This window comes from Zhouia spongiae (assembly GCF_022760175.1).
In the GTDB taxonomy this organism is placed as follows: domain Bacteria; phylum Bacteroidota; class Bacteroidia; order Flavobacteriales; family Flavobacteriaceae; genus Zhouia; species Zhouia spongiae.
On the sequence record NZ_CP094326.1, the window covers coordinates 2983020 to 3006453 of the forward strand.

At 37.6% G+C, this 23434-nt stretch carries 20 protein-coding genes; 9 read left to right on the top strand and 11 right to left on the bottom strand.

The window, feature by feature from the left end:
* Window positions 1-123: 123 nt before the first annotated feature.
* The gene (gene aceB, locus MQE36_RS12910) at window positions 124-1722 is read left to right on the top strand and encodes a malate synthase A (RefSeq protein ID WP_242936392.1); all 1599 of its coding nucleotides are present in this window, start codon (window positions 124-126) and stop codon (window positions 1720-1722) included.
* Window positions 1723-1769: 47 nt separating this feature from the next.
* A complete protein-coding gene (gene aceA, locus MQE36_RS12915) occupies window positions 1770-3047 on the top strand; it encodes an isocitrate lyase (RefSeq protein WP_242936393.1) in 1278 nt (425 codons plus the stop codon).
* A 41-nt stretch (window positions 3048-3088) separates the two neighbouring features.
* Here aceA and MQE36_RS12920 read toward each other — a convergent pair whose 3' ends face one another.
* Together MQE36_RS12920 and MQE36_RS12925 are read right to left on the bottom strand one after the other, a co-directional pair.
* A complete protein-coding gene (locus MQE36_RS12920; protein WP_242936394.1) occupies window positions 3089-4036 on the bottom strand; it encodes a bifunctional helix-turn-helix transcriptional regulator/GNAT family N-acetyltransferase in 948 nt (315 codons plus the stop codon).
* Window positions 4037-4097: 61 nt separating this feature from the next.
* Complete coding sequence (locus MQE36_RS12925) at window positions 4098-5114, bottom strand: formimidoylglutamase (protein WP_242936395.1); 1017 nt, start codon at window positions 5112-5114, stop codon at window positions 4098-4100.
* A gap of 127 nt (window positions 5115-5241) precedes the next feature.
* Here MQE36_RS12925 and MQE36_RS12930 point away from each other — a divergent pair, with 127 nt between their 5' ends.
* The gene (locus MQE36_RS12930) at window positions 5242-6132 is read left to right on the top strand and encodes an intermediate filament family protein (RefSeq protein ID WP_242936396.1); all 891 of its coding nucleotides are present in this window, start codon (window positions 5242-5244) and stop codon (window positions 6130-6132) included.
* Window positions 6133-6403: 271 nt separating this feature from the next.
* Here the strand turns inward: MQE36_RS12930 and hutI are convergent, their stop codons facing one another.
* Window positions 6404-7639 (bottom strand): imidazolonepropionase, encoded by a 1236-nt coding sequence (hutI, locus tag MQE36_RS12935; protein WP_242936397.1) that lies wholly within the window; start codon window positions 7637-7639, stop codon window positions 6404-6406.
* Window positions 7640-7763: 124 nt separating this feature from the next.
* Between hutI and pta the strand changes: the two genes are divergently transcribed.
* Together pta and MQE36_RS12945 are read left to right on the top strand one after the other, a co-directional pair.
* Window positions 7764-9857, top strand: coding sequence for a phosphate acetyltransferase (pta, locus tag MQE36_RS12940; protein ID WP_242936398.1), 2094 nt, complete (start codon window positions 7764-7766; stop codon window positions 9855-9857).
* A 12-nt stretch (window positions 9858-9869) separates the two neighbouring features.
* Window positions 9870-11060: an acetate/propionate family kinase gene (locus MQE36_RS12945; protein ID WP_242936399.1), complete on the top strand. Its 1191-nt coding sequence runs from the start codon at window positions 9870-9872 to the stop codon at window positions 11058-11060.
* A gap of 37 nt (window positions 11061-11097) precedes the next feature.
* On the opposite strand, the gene MQE36_RS12950 is transcribed toward MQE36_RS12945, so the two are convergent.
* The 3 genes from MQE36_RS12950 to fumC all read right to left on the bottom strand — a co-directional run bounded on the left by MQE36_RS12950 (window position 11098) and on the right by fumC (window position 13527).
* A complete protein-coding gene (locus MQE36_RS12950) occupies window positions 11098-11520 on the bottom strand; it encodes an META domain-containing protein (RefSeq protein WP_242936400.1) in 423 nt (140 codons plus the stop codon).
* 3 nt (window positions 11521-11523) lie between these two features.
* Window positions 11524-12006 (bottom strand): hypothetical protein, encoded by a 483-nt coding sequence (locus MQE36_RS12955; protein WP_242936401.1) that lies wholly within the window; start codon window positions 12004-12006, stop codon window positions 11524-11526.
* A 123-nt stretch (window positions 12007-12129) separates the two neighbouring features.
* Entirely contained in the window at window positions 12130-13527 is a 1398-nt protein-coding gene (fumC, locus tag MQE36_RS12960; RefSeq protein WP_242936402.1) for a class II fumarate hydratase, read from the bottom strand.
* A 178-nt stretch (window positions 13528-13705) separates the two neighbouring features.
* Between fumC and MQE36_RS12965 the strand changes: the two genes are divergently transcribed.
* Window positions 13706-13879, top strand: coding sequence for a hypothetical protein (locus MQE36_RS12965; protein ID WP_038263462.1), 174 nt, complete (start codon window positions 13706-13708; stop codon window positions 13877-13879).
* An 82-nt stretch (window positions 13880-13961) separates the two neighbouring features.
* On the opposite strand, the gene MQE36_RS12970 is transcribed toward MQE36_RS12965, so the two are convergent.
* The 3 genes from MQE36_RS12970 to prfB all read right to left on the bottom strand — a co-directional run bounded on the left by MQE36_RS12970 (window position 13962) and on the right by prfB (window position 18045).
* Window positions 13962-16466, bottom strand: coding sequence for a TonB-dependent receptor (locus MQE36_RS12970; RefSeq protein WP_242936403.1), 2505 nt, complete (start codon window positions 16464-16466; stop codon window positions 13962-13964).
* A gap of 124 nt (window positions 16467-16590) precedes the next feature.
* Window positions 16591-16932 (bottom strand): arsenate reductase (glutaredoxin), encoded by a 342-nt coding sequence (gene arsC, locus MQE36_RS12975; RefSeq protein ID WP_242936404.1) that lies wholly within the window; start codon window positions 16930-16932, stop codon window positions 16591-16593.
* 18 nt (window positions 16933-16950) lie between these two features.
* Window positions 16951-18045, bottom strand: a complete 1095-nt coding sequence (prfB, locus tag MQE36_RS12980) for a peptide chain release factor 2 (protein ID WP_242936405.1) — start codon at window positions 18043-18045, stop codon at window positions 16951-16953.
* A gap of 161 nt (window positions 18046-18206) precedes the next feature.
* Here prfB and MQE36_RS12985 point away from each other — a divergent pair, with 161 nt between their 5' ends.
* Window positions 18207-19247: a threonine aldolase family protein gene (locus MQE36_RS12985; RefSeq protein ID WP_242936406.1), complete on the top strand. Its 1041-nt coding sequence runs from the start codon at window positions 18207-18209 to the stop codon at window positions 19245-19247.
* A gap of 31 nt (window positions 19248-19278) precedes the next feature.
* On the opposite strand, the gene MQE36_RS12990 is transcribed toward MQE36_RS12985, so the two are convergent.
* Together MQE36_RS12990 and MQE36_RS12995 are read right to left on the bottom strand one after the other, a co-directional pair.
* A complete protein-coding gene (locus tag MQE36_RS12990) occupies window positions 19279-19608 on the bottom strand; it encodes a YegP family protein (RefSeq protein ID WP_242936407.1) in 330 nt (109 codons plus the stop codon).
* A gap of 48 nt (window positions 19609-19656) precedes the next feature.
* Complete coding sequence (locus MQE36_RS12995) at window positions 19657-19980, bottom strand: YbaB/EbfC family nucleoid-associated protein (RefSeq protein ID WP_242936408.1); 324 nt, start codon at window positions 19978-19980, stop codon at window positions 19657-19659.
* 70 nt (window positions 19981-20050) lie between these two features.
* Between MQE36_RS12995 and MQE36_RS13000 the strand changes: the two genes are divergently transcribed.
* Window positions 20051-22186: a S9 family peptidase gene (locus tag MQE36_RS13000; RefSeq protein WP_242936409.1), complete on the top strand. Its 2136-nt coding sequence runs from the start codon at window positions 20051-20053 to the stop codon at window positions 22184-22186.
* Window positions 22187-22256: 70 nt separating this feature from the next.
* Complete coding sequence (gene capA / locus MQE36_RS13005; protein ID WP_242936410.1) at window positions 22257-23297, top strand: cysteate synthase; 1041 nt, start codon at window positions 22257-22259, stop codon at window positions 23295-23297.
* Window positions 23298-23434 lie beyond the last annotated feature (137 nt).

Below are 23434 nucleotides of genomic sequence, written 5' to 3' on the forward strand. Positions count from 1 at the left end.
ATAAAAGCAAATATAAACAACTTTTGCGAATGACTGTTTAACGATGAAAAATAACATTTAGCGAACGTTCGCTTTTATTTATGATTTTTTTATTTTAATATTGTTCTATAAATTTTTTGAATTATGGAACATTCTACACTTGCCAAATTCAGCTTTCAGTATGATGAAAGTGTTCAACAGCATTTTACGGAGATACTAACAAAAGAGGCTAAGGTCTTTTTAACCGAGCTACACAGAAGATTTAATAAAGAACGATCGGATCTTTTGCAAAGAAGGGTATTGGAGCAGGGGTTTTTCAATAAAGGAAAGCTTCCTGTTTTTCCGGCAGAAACCAAAAACATAAGAAAATCAGATTGGAAAGCCGCGCCGATACCGAACGATCTTTTAGACAGACGTGTCGAGATTACAGGGCCGGTAGACCGTAAGATGATGATCAATGCCCTTAATTCGGGAGCTAAGACATTTATGGCCGATTTAGAGGACAGTACTTCTCCGACATGGAATAACATCATGGAGGGACAGCAAAACCTGATAGATGCCGTAAACAGAACGATTTCGTACCATGACGAAAAGAGGAACAAGCGCTATGTACTCAATGACGATATAGCTACTCTGATCGTACGCCCCAGAGGGCTTCATTTAAACGAGAAGCATTTGTTGATCGATGGAGAAGCAATGTCGGGAAGTCTTGCAGATTTTGGCCTTTACTTTTTTCACAATGCGAAATCATTATTGGAACAGGGGAGTGCTCCGTATTTCTATCTTCCAAAACTGGAGCACTATATGGAGGCAAGATGGTGGAATCAAGTATTCTTATTCGCTCAAGACTACTTGGGCATTCCCGAAGGAACAATAAAAGCCACGGTTTTGATCGAAACAATTACTGCAAGTTTTCAGTTAGATGAGATCGTATATGAGCTTAAAGAACATATGGCAGGTTTAAATTGTGGAAGATGGGATTATATCTTTTCGTATATCAAAAAGTTAAGAAATCAACCGGGGTTTATTGTACCGGACAGGGATCAGGTAACCATGACAACACCCTTTATGGAGTCTTATTCGAAGTTGGTCATACAAAAATGCCATAAGAGAGGTGTTCATGCAATTGGAGGGATGGCTGCACAAATTCCTATTAAAAACGATGAAAAAGCAAATGAACTGGCTTTTAAAAAAGTTTATGCAGACAAAATCAGGGAGGTTAAGAACGGACATGACGGTACCTGGGTAGCTCATCCCGGATTGGTGAAGCTGGCAACAGATGTTTTTGATGCACATATGCCGGGTGCTCACCAGATCGATAAAAGAAGAGATGAAATTGTGATTACAGAAGCTGACCTGGTAAAAATACCGGAAGGAAGCATCACCGAAGAGGGCATCAGGAAGAACATCAATGTAGGGATTCTTTACATAGAGAATTGGTTGAGGGGTAATGGTGCGGTGGCTTTATATCATCTTATGGAGGATGCTGCCACAGCTGAAATATCAAGAACGCAGGTATGGCAATGGTTACACACCCAAGCTTCTTTGGACAATGGTAAAAAGCTTGATGAAGCTTATTATGACAAGATCTTCGAGGATGAAATTAAAAAATTGAAACAACAGGTTGGCGAGGCCAATTTTGATCAGGGGAAATACAAGACTGCAATAGCACTTTTCGGTAAGTTGGTAAAGGCAGATGATTTTGAAGAGTTTTTAACGATTCCGGCCTATAAATATTTATAACTACACATATACTCTAACAAACAAACTAACTATTAAAAACAAACATCATGAAAACAGAACAAAAAATTCAGCAACTGGTAACCGAATGGACGACCAATCCCAGATGGAGCGGAATTGAACGGCCATATACAGCTCAAGAAGTGATAAACCTTAAGGGGTCTTATCAGATCGAACATAGTATTGCTAAAAGAGGTTCGGAAGTTTTATGGAAAAAGCTGAATTCACAAGACTGGGTTGCCGGTTTGGGGGCTCTGACAGGCAATCAGGCTATTCAGGAAGTTGAAGCCGGACTGGAAGCTATTTATTTAAGTGGGTGGCAGGTAGCAGCAGATGCCAACCTTGCAGGAGAGATGTATCCTGACCAGTCATTATATCCGGTTAATAGTGTGCCGATGGTTGTAAAGAGGATAAATAAAGCCCTGCTACGAGCCGATCAGATACAAGTGGTTAATAATATACAAGACAAAAAAGATTATTTAGTACCTATTGTGGCTGATGCAGAGGCCGGTTTCGGGGGGAACCTGAATGCATTTGAGCTTATGAAGGCAATGATAGAGGCCGGTGCATCCGGAGTACATTTTGAAGATCAATTGTCTTCCGCCAAAAAATGCGGACATTTAGGAGGGAAAGTGCTTGTTCCCACAAAAGAAGCTATCGATAAATTAATTGCAGCCCGGCTTGCTGCTGATGTAATGGGGGTACCTACAATAATTATTGCACGGACCGACGCTAATGCAGCTACTTTGTTAACCAGTGATGTAGACGAAAGAGACAGAAAATTTATAACAGGAGAAAGGAGTACAGAGGGGTTCTTTTACGTAAAAAATGGACTGGAACAGGGAATAGACAGAGGGTTGAGCTATGCTCCGTATGCGGATTTACTATGGTTGGAAACATCAACCCCGGATATAAATGAGGCTAGAAAATTTGCAGAAGCAATACATGAAAAGTACCCAGGAAAACTATTAGCTTACAACTGTTCACCATCTTTTAACTGGGCTTCAAAATTAAGTGTTCCGGAAATGGAGACCTTTAGGGAAGAGCTGGCCTCTTTAGGATTTAAATTTCAATTTATTACACTTGCCGGGTTTCATGCCTTAAACACAAGTATGTTTGAATTGTCTGCCGCTTATAAAGAAAGAGGAATGGCCGGGTATTCAGAATTACAGGAAAGAGAGTTCAGCCTGCAAAAAAGCGGATTCAGGGCTGTGAAGCATCAAAGTTTTGTAGGAACAACCTATTTCGATGCTATTCAAAATACGATAACCTCAGGGAACGTTTCGACAGTAGCAATGAAAGGTTCAACTGAAGCTCAACAATTTTAAACCTTGTATAAGTAAGCGGAACTATAAAGAGTTCCGCTTACTTATTGAACAGGAAGTTCCATTTTAATATTACAACGTAAATAAACACAGTCTTCTTCCACAGTTACTTCTTTAAAACCATATTTCCTGTAGATATGTATCGCGTTTTCTAGTTTTGTATTTGAATACAAAATGAGCTTCTCCCATTTATTGTCCCTAGCAAAATCGATAGCATATTGCATTAGTTTCTGTCCGATTTTCAGCCCCCTGTGTTTAGGTGACACTGCCATCTTGCTCAGTTCATATACACCTTCTCTAATCTTAATAAGGGCTACGGTACCCACAATATTTTCGTTATGCCTGGCGAAAAAGATATAGCCCCCTTTATTAATAATATGATTTTCTGCATTTTCCAGTATTTTGATGTCGTACGGCTCTACCACAAAATATGCTTTTAGCCATTCAAGGTTCAATTCTTTGAAAGCGTTGATATATTTCGGATGGAAGCGAATAATATCAATATCCTCCAGTTTATTTTCATCGTGGTATTGTATAATCATTTTGCTGAGTTTCTGTTGTTGTAATATTTCTTCAAGCTTATCTAAGTGTTCTATCAGGCTGTCAGAAGTGTAATGAGTTATTCTTTTTACACATGAATCCATAGATTTCCATAAGGGGATCAAGCTCTTATACAGGGATTTCCCTTTTACAGAGGGAGAAATGTTTTTCTTTCGTTTGTCTGTATTATCAGCAGCGATCTCAATTAACCCCCTGATCTTTAATTTATAGATAGCTTGTGTTATGGCCGGTTGACTTACGCTTAGTGTTTCACAAATATCTTTGGTAGTTATTTCTTCATTTTTATTTATAATGGCAAAAACCGGGAATAAATAAGGATCGAAATCATAACTATAGTGCAGATATACTTCCCGGATCTCTTTCATCATAAGATCACTGGTCCGTTTTAGTCTCGAACCTAAACCAATTTCTTTATCAATATTAAACTCCATATGTGTTTATATAAGCAATTATGTAAATATATGAAAATCTATTGAATTCCGAAAATGCGTATTATTTTTTAATAAAGTCCGTAATAAGATAACTGATCAATTTACCAACAAGTATCATATCACTCTTTTTATCTGAATCTGGTGCCGCTTCACAAATATGCAGGTATTGTATGTTTTCGTTTCGGCTAAATTTATGGGTCAAATAACGTGTGTCATTAACAGCCAAGCCCGAAGGGGTCATGGCACTTGAAGGAATATTAATAATGGCATCGCAATCAATTTCCAGTCCAAAATGTTCATCTTGAACAAAAGATAAGGCACGGTCTGCTTCCCCGGCAAGATCCCTTTCCCTTCTAATGGCGATAGACTCCAGAGTGTTATATTGAATTCTTTCATCTTCATCATCAAGCTTGTTGAATATTTCCTTTGAAGTATAATTTTCGTGAAGCCCGAAGATAAAGTACTTATTTAAGAACCCTTCATCAAAGGCATAAGAAAAACCGTTGCCGCTATGTCGTAAATCAGTAGTCCTGAAATCTGTATGCGCATCAATATTGATGACATTTACGGGTTTGGCATGGGCCAGTGCACAACCTTTTATAATACCGTAAGCATTGTTATGTCCGCCTCCTATGACAATCGGGATTTTACCATTGCTTACGATGACATTTACCAGGTAAGTAACTTCTTTATCGATACGATTAATTACGCTCTGTAACTTTTTGGGAAGTTCAGGTTCTGAGAAATTTATATTAGCTGCTTCATTCGAGAAATCAAAATGTCCCAGTAAAAGGATCTTACCTCCTTTATTATAGCTGTTTTGTTGAACGTTAAGCAACGACCTCAGGGTTGCTTCCCAGGCGCTAACGGCTCCGGGCCGTCCGTGATTAGCCTGAACGCCATAATCTTCGGGAATCCCAAAAATCACATATTTGGATTTAGAGGCTTTTATTTCTTCTTCAAGAGGAGATTTACCTTCGACAAATTTAAATTTTTCACCAATCTTGACTTCCCCTTTGCGATGACTTATATATTTATTTATAGTCTTTAGTTGATAAGTAACAAAGTATGTACGCATAAAATTTTTATTACAAATGTTATTAAAAAATCTAAAAATTAAATTGGAACGTATATAATAATTGTAATATGTTTATACAAATTACCAGATGAACCTAAATTTAAATTAATTAATTAAAATCACAATCATGACTGCAACAAACAGTAGTAACAGTTTAAAAGTAATTGCCGGTTTGCTTGGTGCGGCCTTGGTAGGGACACTAATCTACACTATCAGCCTGTACAATGATAAAAAGCAAACTACTACAAAATTAAACGAAGAAAAGGATCTGGTTATAGAAGATCTTAATAATCTTAAGTCGGATTACGATAAAGCAATTGCTAATAACGAACAAGCGAGTACAGAATTAGAAGAGGCCAGGGATAGGATTGCAAGCTACATTGATTCGGTAAAAACGATGAAAGCGGATATTTCAGCTTTATACAGGTACAGAAGACAAGTAAATCAGCTTAGAAAAGAAAGAGAGTATTTATTAGCTCAAAACGATTCGTTGAAAAAGTCGAACGAGCTGATAGCCATGCAAAGAGACAGTACGATCGTAGCTTTGGAAGAACAGACTACTTTTACAGATTCTTTGGTAGTACAGAATACCCAATTGGCAAAAATTGTTGAAGCCGGTTCGGCTTTGAATTTAAGCAAATTTAATATTGAGGCTGTTAAAGAAAGAAACAGCGGGAAGTTGGTATCCACGAACCGTAGCAGCAGAGCCGATAAAATTAAATTATGCTATACAGTAGGAGATAATAAGATCTCAAGTCCCGGACCTAAACAGTTTTACATTCAGGTAACTGATCCTGCGGGGAATATCCTGGGAGAAAGAGCCATTGCTGCAAATGAGGAAGAAGGAACGAATATTACTTATACCAAAGCGTCTAGTTTTTACTATGAAAATACAGCGCTGGATGTTTGTGAGTTTGTTTCTAAAGAGGGGAGTGAGTTTCCTAACGGAACATATACAGCAAAAGTATTTGATGATAAACTTAGGGTGTTAGGAACTAACACGTTTACACTAAAATAGGAGGGCATATCATTATATGTGGAAAGCGCCGGTTAAAAACCGGCGCTTTTTTATTCGATCATCAAGATTTAAATGCTCCGACGCTTGTCTTTGTGAAATATTCCTAAAGGAATTTCATTGGACTTGCCCTTGTGAAATCCTCCTGAACGGAATTTTACAGGGCTTGCGTCGAAATGTTTTGCCATGCGCCAGCCGGCTCCATCGCTAAAAAGGTCTGCCAGACCTTTTCTTTACGCTTGGCCCTCTCGTGGGCTTGCCCCGAGGTAGTTTACTATATCTTTTGTCCGTTTATAAAAACGCTGTCAATATTATTTGTACCGAAAGCGTAGGGTAAAAAACCAAATGAAGGAATTTCTTTAGTAACAATGAGATTTGCTTTTTTTCCGATGGTAATGCTTCCATGAGTTTCTGTTACATCCATGGCATAAGCAGCATTTATAGTGGCTGCGTTGATAGCCTCTTCAGGTGTCATCTTCATTTTTATGCAGGCAGTCGATACAACAAAATTCATATTTCCGCTCGGTGTAGATCCCGGGTTAAAGTCTGTAGCCAATGCCAGCGGCAATCCTGCATCTATGATTTTTCTGGCCGGAGTATAAGGAATGCCCAGGAAGTATGAACACGAAGGTAAGGCAACCGGCATGGTTTCAGAATTTTTCAGCACCTCTATATCATCATCAGATATAACCTCCAGATGATCGACAGACAAAGCATTGTATTTAACACCTGTAGTGACCCCACCGATAATATTGAATTGATTAACATGAATCTTGGCTCTTAAACCATATTTTTTCCCGGCCTCGAGTATACGTTCAGTGTCTTCAATAGAGAAATAACCCTTTTCACAGAAAATATCGATATAATCGGCTAATCCTTCATCAGAAACAGCGGGGAGCATTTGGTTGATGATCTGATCCATATAACCATCTTTATTATCTTTAAATTCTTTAGGAACGGCATGTGCGCCTAAAAAAGTAGCTTTTATCGGTAATTTGTATTCATCTTTTAATCTTCTGATAACCCGCAGCATTTTTATTTCAGCTTCAACGGTAAGTCCGTAGCCACTTTTTATTTCTACTGCACCTGTACCCAATTGCATTATTTCTTCCAGGCGCTTTTTAGATTGTTTGTATAGATCTTCTTCAGATGTGTTTTGCAGTTTTTCAGCCGAATTCAGGATGCCGCCGCCTCTGCTTGCAATCTCTTCATATGATAGCCCGTTAATACGGTCTACAAATTCTTGTTCCCTGTTTCCTGCATATACAATATGCGTATGACTGTCTACCCAGGCAGGCAAAACAATTTTTCCGGTACAATCTACGACTTCATCTGCTATACCGAAACAGGTGTTGTTCATTTCGCCAAAATCAATGATTTCATCATCCTTAATCAACAGATATGCATTTTTTATACTGGGTAAAACTTTCATTTGCAAACCGGATACTTTTGTTATTTCTCTCGGTCTTGTTTGTAATAGTTCTTTTATGTTTATGAAAATAGTGGTCATAAAATAGTTTTTATAGGGGCTAAAGTTATTTAAAAGAAATTATTTTAAAACTGATAATGCTTAGTTTTTCTTTTGTTGAAATCTCCGTATTTTACATAAAATTTAAGATTTAAAAATTAAACTGATGAATAAAGGTTTATATATAACAACTCTGGAAGCAAACAGTGGAAAATCGCTGATGACTCTTGGGCTTATGCAGGCATTTTTAGCTAAAACTCCGAGAGTAGGATACTTCAGACCGATTATTGATGACCCGAAAGATCAAAAAAGGGACAATCATATAGATACTATTCTATCTTTTTTTAATGTGGATATACCTTATGAAAATACCTATGCCTATACGGTGAGCCAGGTGATCCAGAAACAGAACGAAGGAAAATCGGGGGAAGTTTTAGACACGATCATTCAGAAATATAAAGAGGTTGAAGAGAATTTTGATTTTGTATTGGTTGAAGGTTCAGATTTTTCTAAAGAATCCAGTGTTTTTGAATTTGACGTAAACGTTCACATAGCTAAAAACCTTGGGATTCCTGTAATTATTATCGGGAGTGGCGTTAATAAGACAAAAGAAGAGCTTTTCGGGAATTTACAACTGGCATACAATACTTTCGTTAATAAAGATGTAAAAGTAATAGGAATTGCAGCAAATAAAATTCAGGAAGCCAATATGGAGCTGGCTACCGATGGAATAAAATCATTTTTACCCGATAATGTAGAGGTTTTTGCTATTCCTATGCAGCAAATGCTTGCCAATCCTACCATGAAAGAGATTCTTGAGGAATTGGACGGCGAAGTATTGTTCGGGGGAGATTTTTTAGATAATCAGACAGGTAGTTATGGAGTCGGGGCGATGCAATTAAGAAACTATTTAAACCACTTAAGGGAGAATAGTCTTGTTATAACTCCGGGAGACAGGGCAGATATAATATTGGGAGCGCTTCAGGCCAATATATCGGCTAACTATCCCAGGGTATCAGGTATTATTTTAACGGGTGGTATTATTCCTGAAGATACCATATTGCGTCTGATAGACGGAGTATCTCAGGTGGTGCCGATCATATCAGTGAAAGAAGGAACTTTTCAGGTAACTAATAAAATAGGAAACATAAAGTCGAATATATACGCTGACAGTATTCCAAAAATTAATACTTCAATCAGCACTTTTGAAAAATATGTTAATATAGATGGGCTGATGGATAAACTGGCCGGTTTTGAAAATGCCGGAATCACTCCAAGAATGTTTCAGTATAGCTTAATTAGAAAAGCTCAGAAGCAGCGAAAGCATATTGTATTGCCGGAAGGAATTGATGAAAGGGTTTTAAAGGCAACCTTCAGACTGTCTACATTAGGTCTTGTAGATTTAACTTTATTAGGAGATCAAGACAAAATAAAAGAAAAAGCAACCGAACTGGGCTTACCTATAGACTTTGATAAGGTTTCAGTCATAAACCCTCCAAAATCTGAGTATTTTGAAGATTATGCCGAAACATTCTACGAGCTTCGAAAGCATAAAAATGTAAACATGGATATAGCGCGCGACTGCATGACCGATGTTTCTTATTATGGTACAATGATGATTCATAAAGGGCATGCAGACGGAATGGTGTCAGGAGCTATGCATACGACCCAGCACACCATACGTCCGGCATTACAGTTTATAAAAACCAAACCAGGTGTTTCCTTGGTGTCATCTGTGTTTTTCATGTGTTTAGAAGACAGGGTTTCCGTGTTTGGAGATTGTGCGATCAACCCGAATCCATCAGCACATGATCTGGCCGAAATTGCCATTTCATCTGCAGAGAGCAGTATAAACTTTGGCATAGAACCAAAAATTGCCATGTTGTCTTATTCTTCAGGAACTTCAGGAAAAGGAGAAGATGTGGACAGGGTTCGTGAAGCGACCGAGATTGTAAAGAAACAACGTCCTGATTTGAAAATTGAAGGACCTATTCAGTACGATGCCGCTGTTGACCTGACAATAGGTAAAAGTAAATTGCCAGACTCTGAGGTTGCCGGACAGGCCAGTGTATTGATCTTTCCGGACCTCAATACAGGGAACAATACATATAAGGCAGTACAAAGGGAAACCGGTGCTTTGGCTATTGGGCCAATGCTACAAGGACTAAACAAACCGGTTAATGATTTAAGCAGGGGCTGCACGGTTGATGATATTTTCAATACAGTAATTATTACTGCTATTCAGGCACAAGGAATTTAGAAAATTAGTACGATGAAAAATATTTTAGTAATTAATTCCGGTAGTTCCTCGATAAAGTTTCAATTGTTTAAAATGCCGGAAGCGAAAGTCGAAGCGTCCGGTCTGGTTGAAAGAATAGGTCTTGAAGATGCTACAATACATTATAAAACAGAAAAGGTAAATCACGAAGAAAGAATAAAAATTCCGGATCATAGTGTCGGTTTGAGAGAAATATCCAGACTCCTGATGGATGAAAAGAACGGAGTAATTAAAAATGCCGCTGATATAGATATCGTAGGCCACAGAGTTGTTCACGGTGGGGCAGCTTTTTCAGATACTATTTTGATAGATAAGGCTGTCAAAAATAAAATAAAAGATCTCTTTAATTTAGCGCCTTTACATAATCCGCCTAATTATACCGGCATTGAAGTAGCAGAAAATATATTCCCTAAAGCTAAACAAGTTGCAGTTTTCGATACTGCTTTTCATCAATCAATTCCTGTAAAGGCTCATAAATACGCAATTCCAAATGAGTTTCATGAGAAGTATCGGATAAGACTGTATGGTTTTCATGGAACCAGTCATAAATACGTGCACACCAAAACTTTGGAATATTTGGCGAAACCTGTTTCTAAAGTGATTACTGTACATTTGGGTAATGGATGTAGTATTACGGCGATTAACGACGGAAAAAGTGTAGACCATTCATTAGGCTTCGGACCGGTAAATGGTTTAATCATGGGAACGAGAAGTGGAGATATTGACCAATCGGTAATTTTTTATCTGGTAGAAAAACTTGGTTATACATTACCGGAAGTTAGTGAATTGCTTCACAAGAAGAGCGGAATGCTGGGACTCACCGGATTCAGTGATCTCAGGAATATAGAAGAAGAAGCGTCTAAGGGAAATAAGGATTGTATGCTGGCATTAGAAATGAATGCCTATCGGATCAAAAAGTATATAGGATCATACGTTGCTGCCATGAATGGTATTGATGCCCTGGTTTTTACGGCTGGAATAGGGGAGAATAGCAGTACATTAAGAAGGATGGTTTGCTCGGATATGGAATATCTGGGTATTAATATTGATTCTAATAAGAATAATATCAGGTCAAAAGATATACGATTAATTAGTCCGGAAAATTCAAAGGTAGATGTTTTGGTCGTGCCTACGAATGAAGAATTGGAGATTGCAAGACAAGCATATCAGTTATTAAAAGTATAAAAAGGCTCTCGATTGAGAGCCTTTTTCTGTATGTTTTTTATTGCTTTTTAAAGCGCATCATTTCTACATCATCCATATAGAAGCTCAAAGTATTGTCTGTAACTTTATAATTGTTGATTTTTGAAAACAATCTGGTAAAGGCTTGTTCACCGCCACCTTCACAAAACCTCATTGTAGATGCAGGGTCTTTTAATGTAATGTTGTTTCCTTCAATGATGATCTGACTAGTGTATGCATTACAGCTAGTGTTCCCGCCAATACTATTTTCTGCCAAATTAAAAATGACTGTTGGTTTTTCATTAGGATAGAGTCCTTCAAATGCAATTCTAGCACCGGTTATATATGTTAATTTCCATGTAGCGCCTTCTAATTTGTCTGTGTCGGTCGTTTTACTGTTTTTTGTTGTACTACATGCAGAAATAGCCAGAACCAAGGCAAAAACAAAAATAATTCTTTTCATATGTTAATTTTTAATGTGTTGTTTACAGTCTGTTTTATTCATAATGAAACTGTTGTTAAAATTTAATAGAGACAGGTCTTTGTATACAGTTTTTCCATTAACTTCTTCAATAGGGGCGTAGCCTTCGGTGTAAGTACTGTTTTTCTTTAAAAAAACCACTTCCCTGACAGATTGAATCCCTTCTGAAGCAAACGTATAATCTGCAAAAATTGTATCGCCTTTTATCTTACCATTTATTGTGCCGTAGTTGTCGTCTTTTTCAAAAAAGTGGTATGAAAGCTGTCCTTCAATTTTATCATTTTCTTTTTTGAATGATAAATTGATTGTGTCTTTCCCGTTAGAATACTGATAACATTCTTCGTAAAGAACAGTTTTTTTCGAGGTTTCATTTTCAGCAGACTTTTCGGATATTACATCTTCCTTTTTGTCGTTTTTACATGCACTAATGATTAATAGAAGAACAAAGGTGAGCATTTGAGTTTTCATTCTGTGTAATTTTAATGGTCTGATACATGCTAATTTAGCTGATTTTTTTTACATTTTTACCGTGTGAAATCAAAAAAAGCACCCGAAAAGGATGCTTTTGATTTTTAGATGTAATGGTTGTCACTATTTTAATGCCCCGACCATTTCTTCAGGTTTAACCCATTCATCAAACTCATCAGCAGTTAAGTATTCAAGAGCAACAGCCGCTTGTTTTAACGTAGTTCCATCCTCATGAGCTTTTTGGGCAATTTCGGCAGCTTTATAATACCCTATTTTGGTATTTAGTGCTGTTACTAACATTAAACTGTTATCTAGCAGTTCTTTGATGCGTTTATCATTAGGCTGAATTCCTTGAGCACAATGCTCATCAAAACTAACACAGGCATCGCCGATTAATCTGGCAGATTGCAATAAAGCGGCAGCCATCATCGGCTTAAATACATTGAGTTCGTAATGACCTTGAGTACCGCCTACGCTAATAGCAACATCATTACCCATAACCTGGGCACAAACCATTGTTAAGGCTTCACATTGTGTAGGGTTTACTTTTCCGGGCATAATAGAACTCCCCGGTTCGTTTGCAGGTATGATAAGTTCGCCAATACCACTTCTTGGGCCGGAGGCCATTAACCTGATATCGTTGGCGATTTTGTTCAGAGAAACTGCCAGTTGCTTTAAAGCGCCATGAGTTTCAACAAAGGCATCATGTGCAGCTAAAGCTTCAAATTTGTTGTCGGCAGATTTAAAAGGATGCTCAGTAAATTTTGCTATAAATTCAGCAACCCTTTTTGCATAACCCTTGGGCGTATTAAGTCCGGTGCCGACAGCTGTTCCGCCCAGAGCTAATTCAGACAAATGTTCTAAGGTATTGTTTAAGGCTTTTAACCCATGGTCTAACTGAGAAACGTAACCTGAAAATTCCTGTCCTAGAGTAAGTGGTGTAGCATCCATCAAATGTGTCCTTCCTATTTTTACTACATTTTTAAACTCTTCGGATTTTCTTTTTAGAGTATCTCTTAGCTGACTAACTCCGGGAATAGTATTTTCTACAATTAATTTGTAAGCAGCAATATGCATCCCGGTAGGAAAGGTGTCGTTCGATGATTGAGATTTATTTACATCATCATTAGGCTGCAAGGTTTTTTCACCCTCTCCGATCTTTTTTCCCGCTAGCTGGTGGGCACGATTAGCGATAACTTCATTGACATTCATGTTACTTTGAGTACCACTTCCTGTTTGCCAGATGACCAAAGGGAATTGATCGTCATGCTTCCCTTCCAGTATCTCATCACAGGCCTGAGCTATTAAATCTCTTTTTTCAATAGGTAATACTCCAAGTTCGCAGTTTGTATATGCAGCAGATTTTTTAAGATAGGCAAACCCATATACAATTTCTAAAGGCATTGAAGCGGGTACACCTATTTTAAAATTATTTCTTGAGCGTTCTGTCTGAGCCCCCCATAACTTATCGGCAGGGACCTGAACTTCACCCATAGTATCCTTTTCTATTCTATATTCCATAAAATAAGAGTATTGTTTTTGTACGGCAAATTTACGCTTTTAGGTTTATTTCTTAAATATTTGATGCATCAGTTTTGTAATTATATGTTATAAAAATGATAAAGGAATTTTCAAAAGTTATGGGTTTATAAAGATTTGTATGTATCTTTGAGGCGAATTCAGAAAATTTCCGGAAATTATGTTCGAATTTGATCAGTATCTAGGCTTTTTAGCATTTCTAACCATTTTAACAATTGGTTTCTGGTTAATGATCTTTTTATTGACTTTCGTTATCCCTTACTGGGTAGGAGGAGCAATCATGGAGATGATTAAAGAAAAGAGAGAAGCTAAAAAAGCTGCACAGAACAGTTAAAAACAAAAAAGAAGCTGAAAAAGCTTCTTTTTTTATTTAGGAAAATAAAAGCTACCATCCGGTAGCTTTTTTTGATTTTGGGTTATCCCTGAAAGTCCATATCCTCATCGCCTCCGTTTCTGTTATTTCCTTTGCCACGACCATTTCTTTCTTTAGGTTGGTTAAACCTGTAGATAAAAGAGATATTGAATTGACGTTCTCTCCATTGAAATTGATTGTCTGAGGTGAAACGCAGGTCTCCATTGTCGTCATACGATTCTGTATATGACTGCCTTTTTCTTGTATTTAAGAGGTCACTCACATTAAATGTAATCGTCCCGTTTTCTTTCAAAATATCCTTGCTGAAAGCCAGATCTAAAGAGAACATCCCGTCTGATTTTGTTTGTGAATTTTCTCTGGGACCTCTGTAAAATGCATTGGTTTGCCAGTCTATTTTAGCAGGTAATGTAACCTTCGAACTAAACCTGGCGAACCAGCTTGAACTGCTTGCGCCATAATCGACACCATTATGCTCTCCGTCTGAATTAAAATGAAAATAATTGAAACTACCATTTAATCGTACTTTTTTAGATGGATTATACATTAAACTACCTTCAAACCCATAACGTTGGTTTGTAGAAAGGTTAATTGGCATTGATCTGATGATTTCAATTCCGTCGGAGGTTGTTTCTCCTGTTTCTTCCTGGATATACTCGAAGGCATTAGTCTCTCTTTGGTAATAAACAGAGCTGTTGAAGGTTAATTTCTCCCATCTTTTTAAGTATCCTATATCAAAAGCGTTGGCATAAGCCGGATTCAAGTCCGGATTCCCCTGAAATACATTTGTCCTGCTCGATCTTGAAGGAAATGGGTTAATGAACCATCCTCTGGGTCTGTTAATCCGCCTGTTATATCCTATTGAAATATTTTCATATTCGTTCAATTCATATATTAAATTAACTGTAGGAAACAGGCCTAGATAATTTTTATCGAAATTAGCATCAACATCAACTCCCGGAATTTCTTCGATAGGCGATCCGTCTAGGGTTTTAACCTTACCTATCAATTTAGTGTTCTCAAGTCTTAATCCAAGTAAATAAGAGAACTTGCCGGTTTTGTTACCGTATTGAGTATATACGGCATTTACATTCTCAGTATAATCGAAAATGTTGGAAAGATCGTTGTTTGTAATATAGCGATTAGAGCCTTGATCTAGAGTGTCTAATTGATATTCGGTTTTTTCCTTTTCGAAATCACCACGATAACCAGCTTCAAATTGAGCATCACCCATAGGCAACACATAGTCGGCCTGGATCAGATAATCTTTTTGAGTTTCCAGTTCATAGATGTTTTCCGAGGCTATCAATGTATTATTCGGAAAAGTTTGTCTTTCCAGGATCTTAGATAATACGTCTTCATTATCATAAGAGTATTGTAAATCAGCTGTTAACTGATGGCCTTCATCATTAAATTTGTTGATGTAGTTTAACGATACCTGATAGTTTTTATCATCTTCATTCTGATCTTCAGTTCTATTGGTTCTGCTATCGACTAATGAGTTAATGTAACGTTCAGTTTTATTATCCGTTACATCCTGTTCATCTGATAATCTGGAAAAGAAACTTCCCGTGATGGAAGATTGTTCGTTTAAGAAGTATTCCATCCCGATATTCAGGTTGAAACCTTTGTCTCTTCGTGAGATATCACGGTTTTCAATGATTCTGTCAAATTTACTGTTATTGTGATAGCGATTGTCATAAAAACCATTACCGGGCGGTTCACGATAGAAATAACCTAAAGTATTAAATAAATTGAATTTGTCGGTCCGGTAGTTGAAATTAGTTGTTATCTGGCTGCTGTTCGGGTATCCAACTGTTAGATTTGCCGAACCATTGATTCCTAGTGTTTTCTCCTTTTTAAGAACGATGTTCAGGATTCCCGCTGTTCCTTCGGCATCATAACGGGCAGAGGGACTTGTAATGACCTCTACCTTTTCGATAGCGTCGGCCGGTAATTGTCGTAAAGCTTCTGTGCTTCCGAAGCCGGCCATTGCCGAAGGTTTTCCGTTAATGAGAATTCTGACGTTTTCATTCCCTCTTAAACTGATAGCTCCATCGATGTCTACTGTTACCGAAGGCACATTGTTAAGAGCATCGCTCACGGTTCCTCCACTGGTAGTAAGATCTTTCCCTACATTGTATATTTTTTTATCCAGTCTTACTTCAACAGTTGTTCGTTCGCTAACAACTTCCACAGCATCCAGTTGTGCCACGTCTAATGCAAGCTTAACAACCCCCATGTCTTTGTTTTGGGTAAGGTTCTGCTCTTTGAGCTCATAGGTTTTATAGGATATAAATTCTACTCTTATATTATATACACCGGCATTTGCTTCAACATTGAAATTACCTTCACCGTCTGTGATGCCTCCGGTCACATTGTTAGGATTTTTTACACTTTGCAATACTATTGTAGCATATTCAAGGGGGTCGTTTGTTTCGGCGTCAATGACTTTGCCTGTCAAACGGACTTTTTTTGCATTTGGGGTTTGTGCCTCGGCGGCAAAAAAGCCTGTTATAATGGCACAAAGCGCAAATAGTTTAAATTTCATAGCAGTTATTGAATTAGTTATATTTGATGTTAGTAAGATTGACTCCAAAAATAGCTGCGGGTTTAACCGGGTTTGGTTAAAAGATTGTTAAATAAAAAACCCGGTGTTAACACCGGGTTTTGCTCTATAATATTGATTTTATATTTTCAGGCGGCCTGCCTATTATTGCTTTATTGTTTTTAATTACAATCGGCCGTTCTATTAATTTGGGATGTTCGAGCATGATCTCTATTAATTCATCATCAGAAAGCAGTTTTCCTTTATAGTTTTCTTTCCAGACAGTTTCATTTTTTCTAATGAGTTGCTCAGGCCTGATATCTAAACAATTCAGGATCTTCCTTAATTCTTTTTCTGAAGGGATATCTTCTAAATACTTAACAATTTCAAAATCCTGTCCGGATTTTTCTAAAATTTGTAATCCTTCTCGAGACTTTGTACATCTTGGGTTGTGATATATTTTAATCATGTTACCTGACTTTAATGATTATTCTTGTTTTTGTCCCATCATCATCAGATAGGATTTTAAAAAATTGTCAATTTCTCCATTCATCACACCATCTACATCAGCAGTTTCATGTCCGGAACGAACGTCTTTTACCAACTTGTATGGGTGCATTACGTAATTGCGTATTTGAGAGCCCCATTCGATTTTCATCTTTCCGGCTTCAATCTCATCACGCATAGCCTGTCTTTTTTTAAGTTCGATCTCATATAATTGAGATTTTAATAACTGCATGGCTTTGGTTTTGTTATCCAACTGAGACCTTGTTTCTGAATTTTCAATAATAATTCCTGTCGGATGGTGTCGTAACCGGACTGCAGTTTCAACTTTATTTACGTTCTGTCCGCCCGCTCCACTGGCTCTCATGGTTTCAAAAGTAATATCACTGGGATTGATATCAATTTCTATAGAATCATCAGCCAACGGATACACATATACAGAAGCAAAGGATGTGTGTCGTTTGGCATTACTGTCAAAGGGAGAAATCCTGACCAGCCTGTGAACACCATTTTCACCTTTTAACCATCCAAAAGCATATTCGCCATCAATTTCCAGGGTGACGGTTTTTATACCGGCCACATCTCCTTCCTGATAATTGAGCTCTTTGATCTTATACCCCTGGCTTTCGGCCCACATTAAATACATTCTCATTAGCATGCTGGCCCAATCGCAACTTTCTGTACCACCCGCTCCGGCAGTAATCTGTAAAATAGCACTCATATGATCTCCTTCCTCAGAAAGCATGTTCTTGAATTCTAAATTTTCGATATGCGTTTTGGCTGTTTCATATTGATTGTCCAGATCTTCTTCAGTAGCCTCTTCTTCCTTAAAAAATTCATATAGTACTTCCAGATCTGCAACATATGTCCTTCCGTTATTGTAATCGTCTACCCACTTCTTTTTAGATCGAAGCTGCTGCATGAATTTTTCTGCTTCTTTGGGATTGTTCCAGAAGTCAGGGTCTAATGTTTTTTCTTCATCATTAGCAATTTCAATAAGTTTAGCATCGATCTTCAGATATTTTTTCAAAACATCAAGTCGTGCGGAAAGGTCTTTTATCTGATCGGAATTTACCATTAACTTTGATTAAGTTTAGCAAAAATACTATTTAAGGAAAGGAATAAAAACAATTCCATATAATTTTATCTAATAGCGTTTACCAGGCCGAAATATAAAGCTGTGTTTTATTTCCGGGACAATTACAGGTTAAATATCTTTGTAAAAATACGAGAGTTAACATGGAAGTAAATTTAATTAGTGATACTATAACAAAGCCAACCAAAGGTATGTTGGATGCTATGATACATGCCCAGGTAGGAGATGATGTTTTTAAACAGGATGAAACCGTAAACGCCCTGGAAGAGAAACTGGCTGAAATGTTTAACATGGAAGCGGCACTTTTTTTTCCGAGTGGCACCATGGCAAATCAAACGGCAATAAAAATACATACCCAACCTTCTGATCAGTTAATTTGTGATAAAGACGCTCATATTTTCAATTATGAAGGAGGAGGAGTGAGTTTTAACAGTGGTGTTTCCTGTAAATTGATCAATGGAGAAAGAGGTACTTTTACTGCTGAACAAGTTGAACAATTTATCAATCCGCCCGATTTTTATCATAGCCCGTTAACCAAACTGGTGTGTGCTGAAAATACAGCAAACAGGGGAGGGGGAACCTGTTGGGATTTTGAAGAATTAAAGAGGATTAAAAAGGTTTGCGAAAAACATAACCTGGCCTATCACCTGGATGGAGCAAGATTATGGAATGCCATTGTGGCCAGAAATGAAACAACTCAACAGTATGGTGAATTATTCGATACGATCTCCGTATGTTTAAGTAAGGGACTTGGGTGTCCGGTAGGATCTGTGCTTCTGGGTACTAAAGATCATATTGGTAAGGCTTTACGAATCCGGAAAATATTTGGCGGCGGAATGCGCCAGGCCGGGTATTTAGCTGCTGCAGGAATTTATGCTTTAGACAATCATATCGAACGTCTGGCCCAGGATCATAAGAGGGCTGCCGAGATAAGAGATGTTTTAAGCGAATTACCGTTTATAAAAAGAATAGAGCCTGTAGAAACAAACATCGTGATATTCTATCTTCAAAAAGATATTGACGAGCAGGCTTTTATAGGTGAGTTATTATCGAAGGGGATAAAAATAATAAGTATGGGAATGGGGAAGTTGCGTATAGTTACCCATTTGGATTATACCGGTGCAATGCATGAACATTTTCTGAACACAATTAAAACGCTGGAAATAAAAAAGGCTGTCGTTTAAACGACAGCCTTTTTATAACAAGACATGTTTGTTACTCTGCGTTATCTTCCGTTTCAGCCTCCGGAGCATTATTTTTAACGGATTCTATACCATTTTCCATGCCGGCTTCCGACGAATACATTTGACTGCTTCCGATGATCTGACCATTTCCTGCTTTCAGGTTAAAATGAAATTTCCCGTTAGAAGCAGTTTTACGTTCATATTTACTGTCGTCACCGGCATTTTCCTTAACAGAATTGATACCGTTGTTAGCGCCCGATTTACTTTCGTATCCCTGGCTTGACAAAATGACCTGACCATTTTTAGCCTTTAAGTTAAAATAAAACTTGTCATTTTTTTCGCTTTGAAAAAGTTCAAACATGATGATTATCTTTTTATGATTAGTCCGATATAAATATAAGTAAAATCTTTATTTAAAAAAATCCATTCCGGGAATATTCGGCATACCATCTTTTGCCACAGCACCTAATTCGGCTTCATTTACTTTAGTAGCTTTATCAATTGCTTTGTTAAGGGTTAAAACCAAATAATCCTCCAGTTGTTCTTTATCCTCGAGTAAGGTATTGTCAATCTCTATAGATTTTATTTCTCTGTTGGCAGTAAGAGAAATCTTTAAAAGGCCGTCTGTGCTGGATTCATCAACCATAACGGTATTTAATCTGTTCTTGGTTTCTTCTATTTTTTTCTGGGTTTCTTTAAGTTTTCCCATCATGCCCATTAGGTCTCCAAACATATTTTATGGTTTTAATAAGATTATGCTCAAGCAAAAATACTAATTTAGGGGCTGTTAAATTCAAATCTTAATGGAAAAGAAAATTTTTGTTTTAGCACTAAGTGCTATTTTTGCCGCTTCGTGTAAACAGGAAAAGCAAAATACTAATATGATTCACATTCAAGCTCCACAGGCTAAAAAAGAACCAACCAGATTAGAAAAGCATGGCGATGTCCGGACGGATAATTATTTCTGGATGAAACAGAGAGACGATAAAGATGTCCTGGCGTATCTGGAAGAGGAAAATGCTTATTATGATGAGTTGACAAAGCATACGAAAGATTTTCAAACCAGATTGTTTGAAGAAATGAAAGGGAGGATAAAGGAAGATGACACTTCAGTTCCTTATAAGTATAATGGTTACTGGTATATAACAAGATATGAAACCGGAAAGGACTATCCCGTATATACTCGTAAAAAAGAATCATTGGAAGCCGAGGAAGAAGTCATTTTTGATTGTAATGAAATGGCAGAAGGACATTCGTATTTTAATTTAAGAGGAATCAATATAAGTCCCGATAATAAACTGGCGGCTTTCGGAATAGACACCGTCAGTAGAAGGCAGTATGTTATCCAGGTAAAAAATCTTGAAACGGGAGAGATCCTTCCGGTAAAAATAGACAACACAACCGGAAGCAGTGTCTGGGCAAATGATAATAAAACATTGTTTTACACCAGAAAAGACGAACAAACCTTGCGTTCAGACAAAATATACAAGCATGTCTTGGAAACAGATGTTTCTGGAGACAGTTTGGTGTATGAAGAAAAGGATGATACTTTTAACGCTTACGTTTATAAAACCAAGTCAGATAAATATATAGTTTTCGGGAGCTCGAGTACATTGACATCTGAATTGAGTATTCTCCCGGCGGACACTCCTGATGTTCCGTTAAAAGTTTTTCAGCAAAGGGTCAGGGGGGTAGAGTATGGCATTTCACATTTTGATGATGCATTTTATATACTCACCAATGCTGATAAGGCGACGAATTTTAAACTGATGAAAACCTCTGAAAATACTACTGAAAAGGAAAACTGGACAGAAGTAATAGGACATAGGGATGATGTTTTATTAGAGGATATAGATATTTTTAAAGATTTTTTGGTTGTCAGCGAACGTAACGATGGTCTGAACAAGATAAAGATCATCAGGTGGGATGGTTCGGATGAGTATTATTTACCGTTTGACAATGAGACTTACACGGCATATACCACCACGAATATTGAATTTGACACTCAGATACTTCGTTATGGATATACGTCTTTAACTACGCCTTCTTCCGTTATTGATTTTGATATGGTAACAAAAGAAAAGGAGGTCAAGAAGGAACAAGAAATACTTGATACTGCTTTTGATAAGAACAACTATGTTTCTGAACGTTTATGGGCCACTGCGGCAGATGGTACAAAGGTTCCCGTTTCTTTGGTTTACAAAAAGGGAATAAAGAGGGACGGCAACAATCCTTTGCTTCAATATGGTTATGGCTCCTACGGCTCAACAATAGACCCGTACTTTTCATCTTCAAGGTTAACACTGTTGGACAGGGGGTTTATATATGCTATAGCGCACATAAGAGGAGGTGAATATTTGGGAAGACCGTGGTACGAAGACGGCAAGCTTTTAAACAAAAAGAATACATTTACAGATTTCGTGGCAGTTTCTGAATATTTAATAGACCAGAAATACACTTCTTCCGATCATTTATATGCCATGGGAGGCTCTGCAGGCGGATTGTTAATGGGGGCGGTTATTAATATTGCTCCTGAATTGTACAATGGCGTAATAGCCTCAGTTCCTTTTGTAGACGTTGTGACCACGATGTTAGACGAATCAATTCCGCTTACAACGGGAGAATATGACGAGTGGGGAAATCCTAATGACAAAGCGTTTTACGACTATATTAAATCGTACTCGCCTTATGACAATGTAGAAGCCAGGGAATATCCGAACTTGCTGGTGTTGACGGGTTATCACGATTCTCAGGTGCAATATTGGGAACCGGCAAAATGGATTGCTAAATTGAGGGAATTAAAAACTGATAAAAATAAATTGCTTTTCCATACAAACATGGAGGCCGGTCATAGTGGAGCTTCAGGGAGGTTTGAAGCGTTAAAGGAATTGGCTGAAGAGTATGCTTTCTTACTCGATTTGGAACAGATAAAGAACTAATTCAAAAAAAAGTTTAACTTTGCACAGTTTGAACGCTGCAAATTAACCATTTTGTACCTAACACGCTAATATGGAACAAAAGATAAATGCTTACGATAACGTTTTAGACTTAGTAGGTAATACCCCATTGATTAAACTTAATAAAATAGCTGAAAACTTTCATGGTAATTTCTATGCCAAGGTTGAAGCTTTTAATCCGGGACATTCGACAAAAGACAGGATAGCTTTATACATCATAGAACAGGCCGAAAAGAAAGGGATCTTAAAGCCCGGTGATACGATAGTGGAAACTACATCCGGAAACACAGGTTTTAGTGTGGCGATGGTAAGTATCATAAAAGGGTATGAGTGTATTTTAGCTGTTAGCTCTAAGTCTTCGAAAGATAAAATAGATATGCTAAGGGCTATGGGAGCCAAGGTTTACGTATGCCCGGCCCATGTAAAAGCTGATGATCCCAGATCGTATTATCAGGTAGCAAAGCGCATACATGAAGAAATGAAAGGCTCGGTTTATATCAACCAGTACTTCAATGAGCTTAATATAGATGCTCATTATAATTCAACAGGTCCGGAAATATGGAATCAGACTGCGGGAAAGATCACTCATCTTATTGCTTGTAGTGGTACAGGAGGAACTATATCCGGTACCTCTAAATTCTTAAAAGAGCAAAATCCGGATATCCGGATCATTGGAGTAGATGCTTATGGGTCTGTGTTGAAGAAGTATCACGAAACCAGGGAGTTTGATTCTAATGAGATTTATCCGTACAGAATAGAGGGTTTGGGTAAGAATTTAATTCCGACCGCAACCGATTTTGATGTGATCGATAAATTCGTGAAAGTGACCGATGAAGAAAGTGCACATACTGCAAGAGAGATATCCAGAACGGAAGGGATGTTTGTAGGTTACACGTCAGGAGCGGCATGGCAGGCAATCAAACAATTGGAGCAGGAAGGTGAATTTGATGAAAACAGCAATGTGGTTGTCATATTCCCGGATCACGGTTCCCGCTATATGAGCAAGATATACAGCGATGACTGGATGAATGACCAAGGATTCTTCGATAGTGTTAACTCCGATGAAGAACGTAAGATAGAACACGTTAAATAAGAATAATTTAACGAAAGTAAAAAAGCACCCTAGGGTGCTTTTTTGCTTAAAGCTATTTAGATAAATAGTATATAGTAAGCTGAATTTTTATGATATCATTCTAAAAATCTTTAGTTTTGCATGCTTTTTAATTTTAA

What these genes read in the sequence shown, in the direction of transcription:
- MQE36_RS12950 (WP_242936400.1), bottom strand. Translation starts at nt 11,520, where the DNA reads ATGAAAAGAATTATTTTTGTTTTTGCCTTGGTTCTGGCTATTTCTGCA.
- hutI (WP_242936397.1), bottom strand. Translation starts at nt 7,639, where the DNA reads ATGACCACTATTTTCATAAACATAAAAGAACTATTACAAACAAGACCG.
- MQE36_RS12920 (WP_242936394.1), bottom strand. Translation starts at nt 4,036, where the DNA reads ATGGAGTTTAATATTGATAAAGAAATTGGTTTAGGTTCGAGACTAAAA.
- fumC (WP_242936402.1), bottom strand. Translation starts at nt 13,527, where the DNA reads ATGGAATATAGAATAGAAAAGGATACTATGGGTGAAGTTCAGGTCCCT.
- capA (WP_242936410.1), top strand. Translation starts at nt 22,257, where the DNA reads ATGGAACAAAAGATAAATGCTTACGATAACGTTTTAGACTTAGTAGGT.
- MQE36_RS12945 (WP_242936399.1), top strand. Translation starts at nt 9,870, where the DNA reads ATGAAAAATATTTTAGTAATTAATTCCGGTAGTTCCTCGATAAAGTTT.
- arsC (WP_242936404.1), bottom strand. Translation starts at nt 16,932, where the DNA reads ATGATTAAAATATATCACAACCCAAGATGTACAAAGTCTCGAGAAGGA.
- MQE36_RS12990 (WP_242936407.1), bottom strand. Translation starts at nt 19,608, where the DNA reads ATGTTTGAACTTTTTCAAAGCGAAAAAAATGACAAGTTTTATTTTAAC.
- MQE36_RS12930 (WP_242936396.1), top strand. Translation starts at nt 5,242, where the DNA reads ATGACTGCAACAAACAGTAGTAACAGTTTAAAAGTAATTGCCGGTTTG.
- MQE36_RS12985 (WP_242936406.1), top strand. Translation starts at nt 18,207, where the DNA reads ATGGAAGTAAATTTAATTAGTGATACTATAACAAAGCCAACCAAAGGT.
- MQE36_RS13000 (WP_242936409.1), top strand. Translation starts at nt 20,051, where the DNA reads ATGGAAAAGAAAATTTTTGTTTTAGCACTAAGTGCTATTTTTGCCGCT.
- MQE36_RS12965 (WP_038263462.1), top strand. Translation starts at nt 13,706, where the DNA reads ATGTTCGAATTTGATCAGTATCTAGGCTTTTTAGCATTTCTAACCATT.
- MQE36_RS12970 (WP_242936403.1), bottom strand. Translation starts at nt 16,466, where the DNA reads ATGAAATTTAAACTATTTGCGCTTTGTGCCATTATAACAGGCTTTTTT.
- aceA (WP_242936393.1), top strand. Translation starts at nt 1,770, where the DNA reads ATGAAAACAGAACAAAAAATTCAGCAACTGGTAACCGAATGGACGACC.
- prfB (WP_242936405.1), bottom strand. Translation starts at nt 18,045, where the DNA reads ATGGTAAATTCCGATCAGATAAAAGACCTTTCCGCACGACTTGATGTT.
- pta (WP_242936398.1), top strand. Translation starts at nt 7,764, where the DNA reads ATGAATAAAGGTTTATATATAACAACTCTGGAAGCAAACAGTGGAAAA.
- MQE36_RS12955 (WP_242936401.1), bottom strand. Translation starts at nt 12,006, where the DNA reads ATGAAAACTCAAATGCTCACCTTTGTTCTTCTATTAATCATTAGTGCA.
- aceB (WP_242936392.1), top strand. Translation starts at nt 124, where the DNA reads ATGGAACATTCTACACTTGCCAAATTCAGCTTTCAGTATGATGAAAGT.
- MQE36_RS12995 (WP_242936408.1), bottom strand. Translation starts at nt 19,980, where the DNA reads ATGTTTGGAGACCTAATGGGCATGATGGGAAAACTTAAAGAAACCCAG.
- MQE36_RS12925 (WP_242936395.1), bottom strand. Translation starts at nt 5,114, where the DNA reads ATGCGTACATACTTTGTTACTTATCAACTAAAGACTATAAATAAATAT.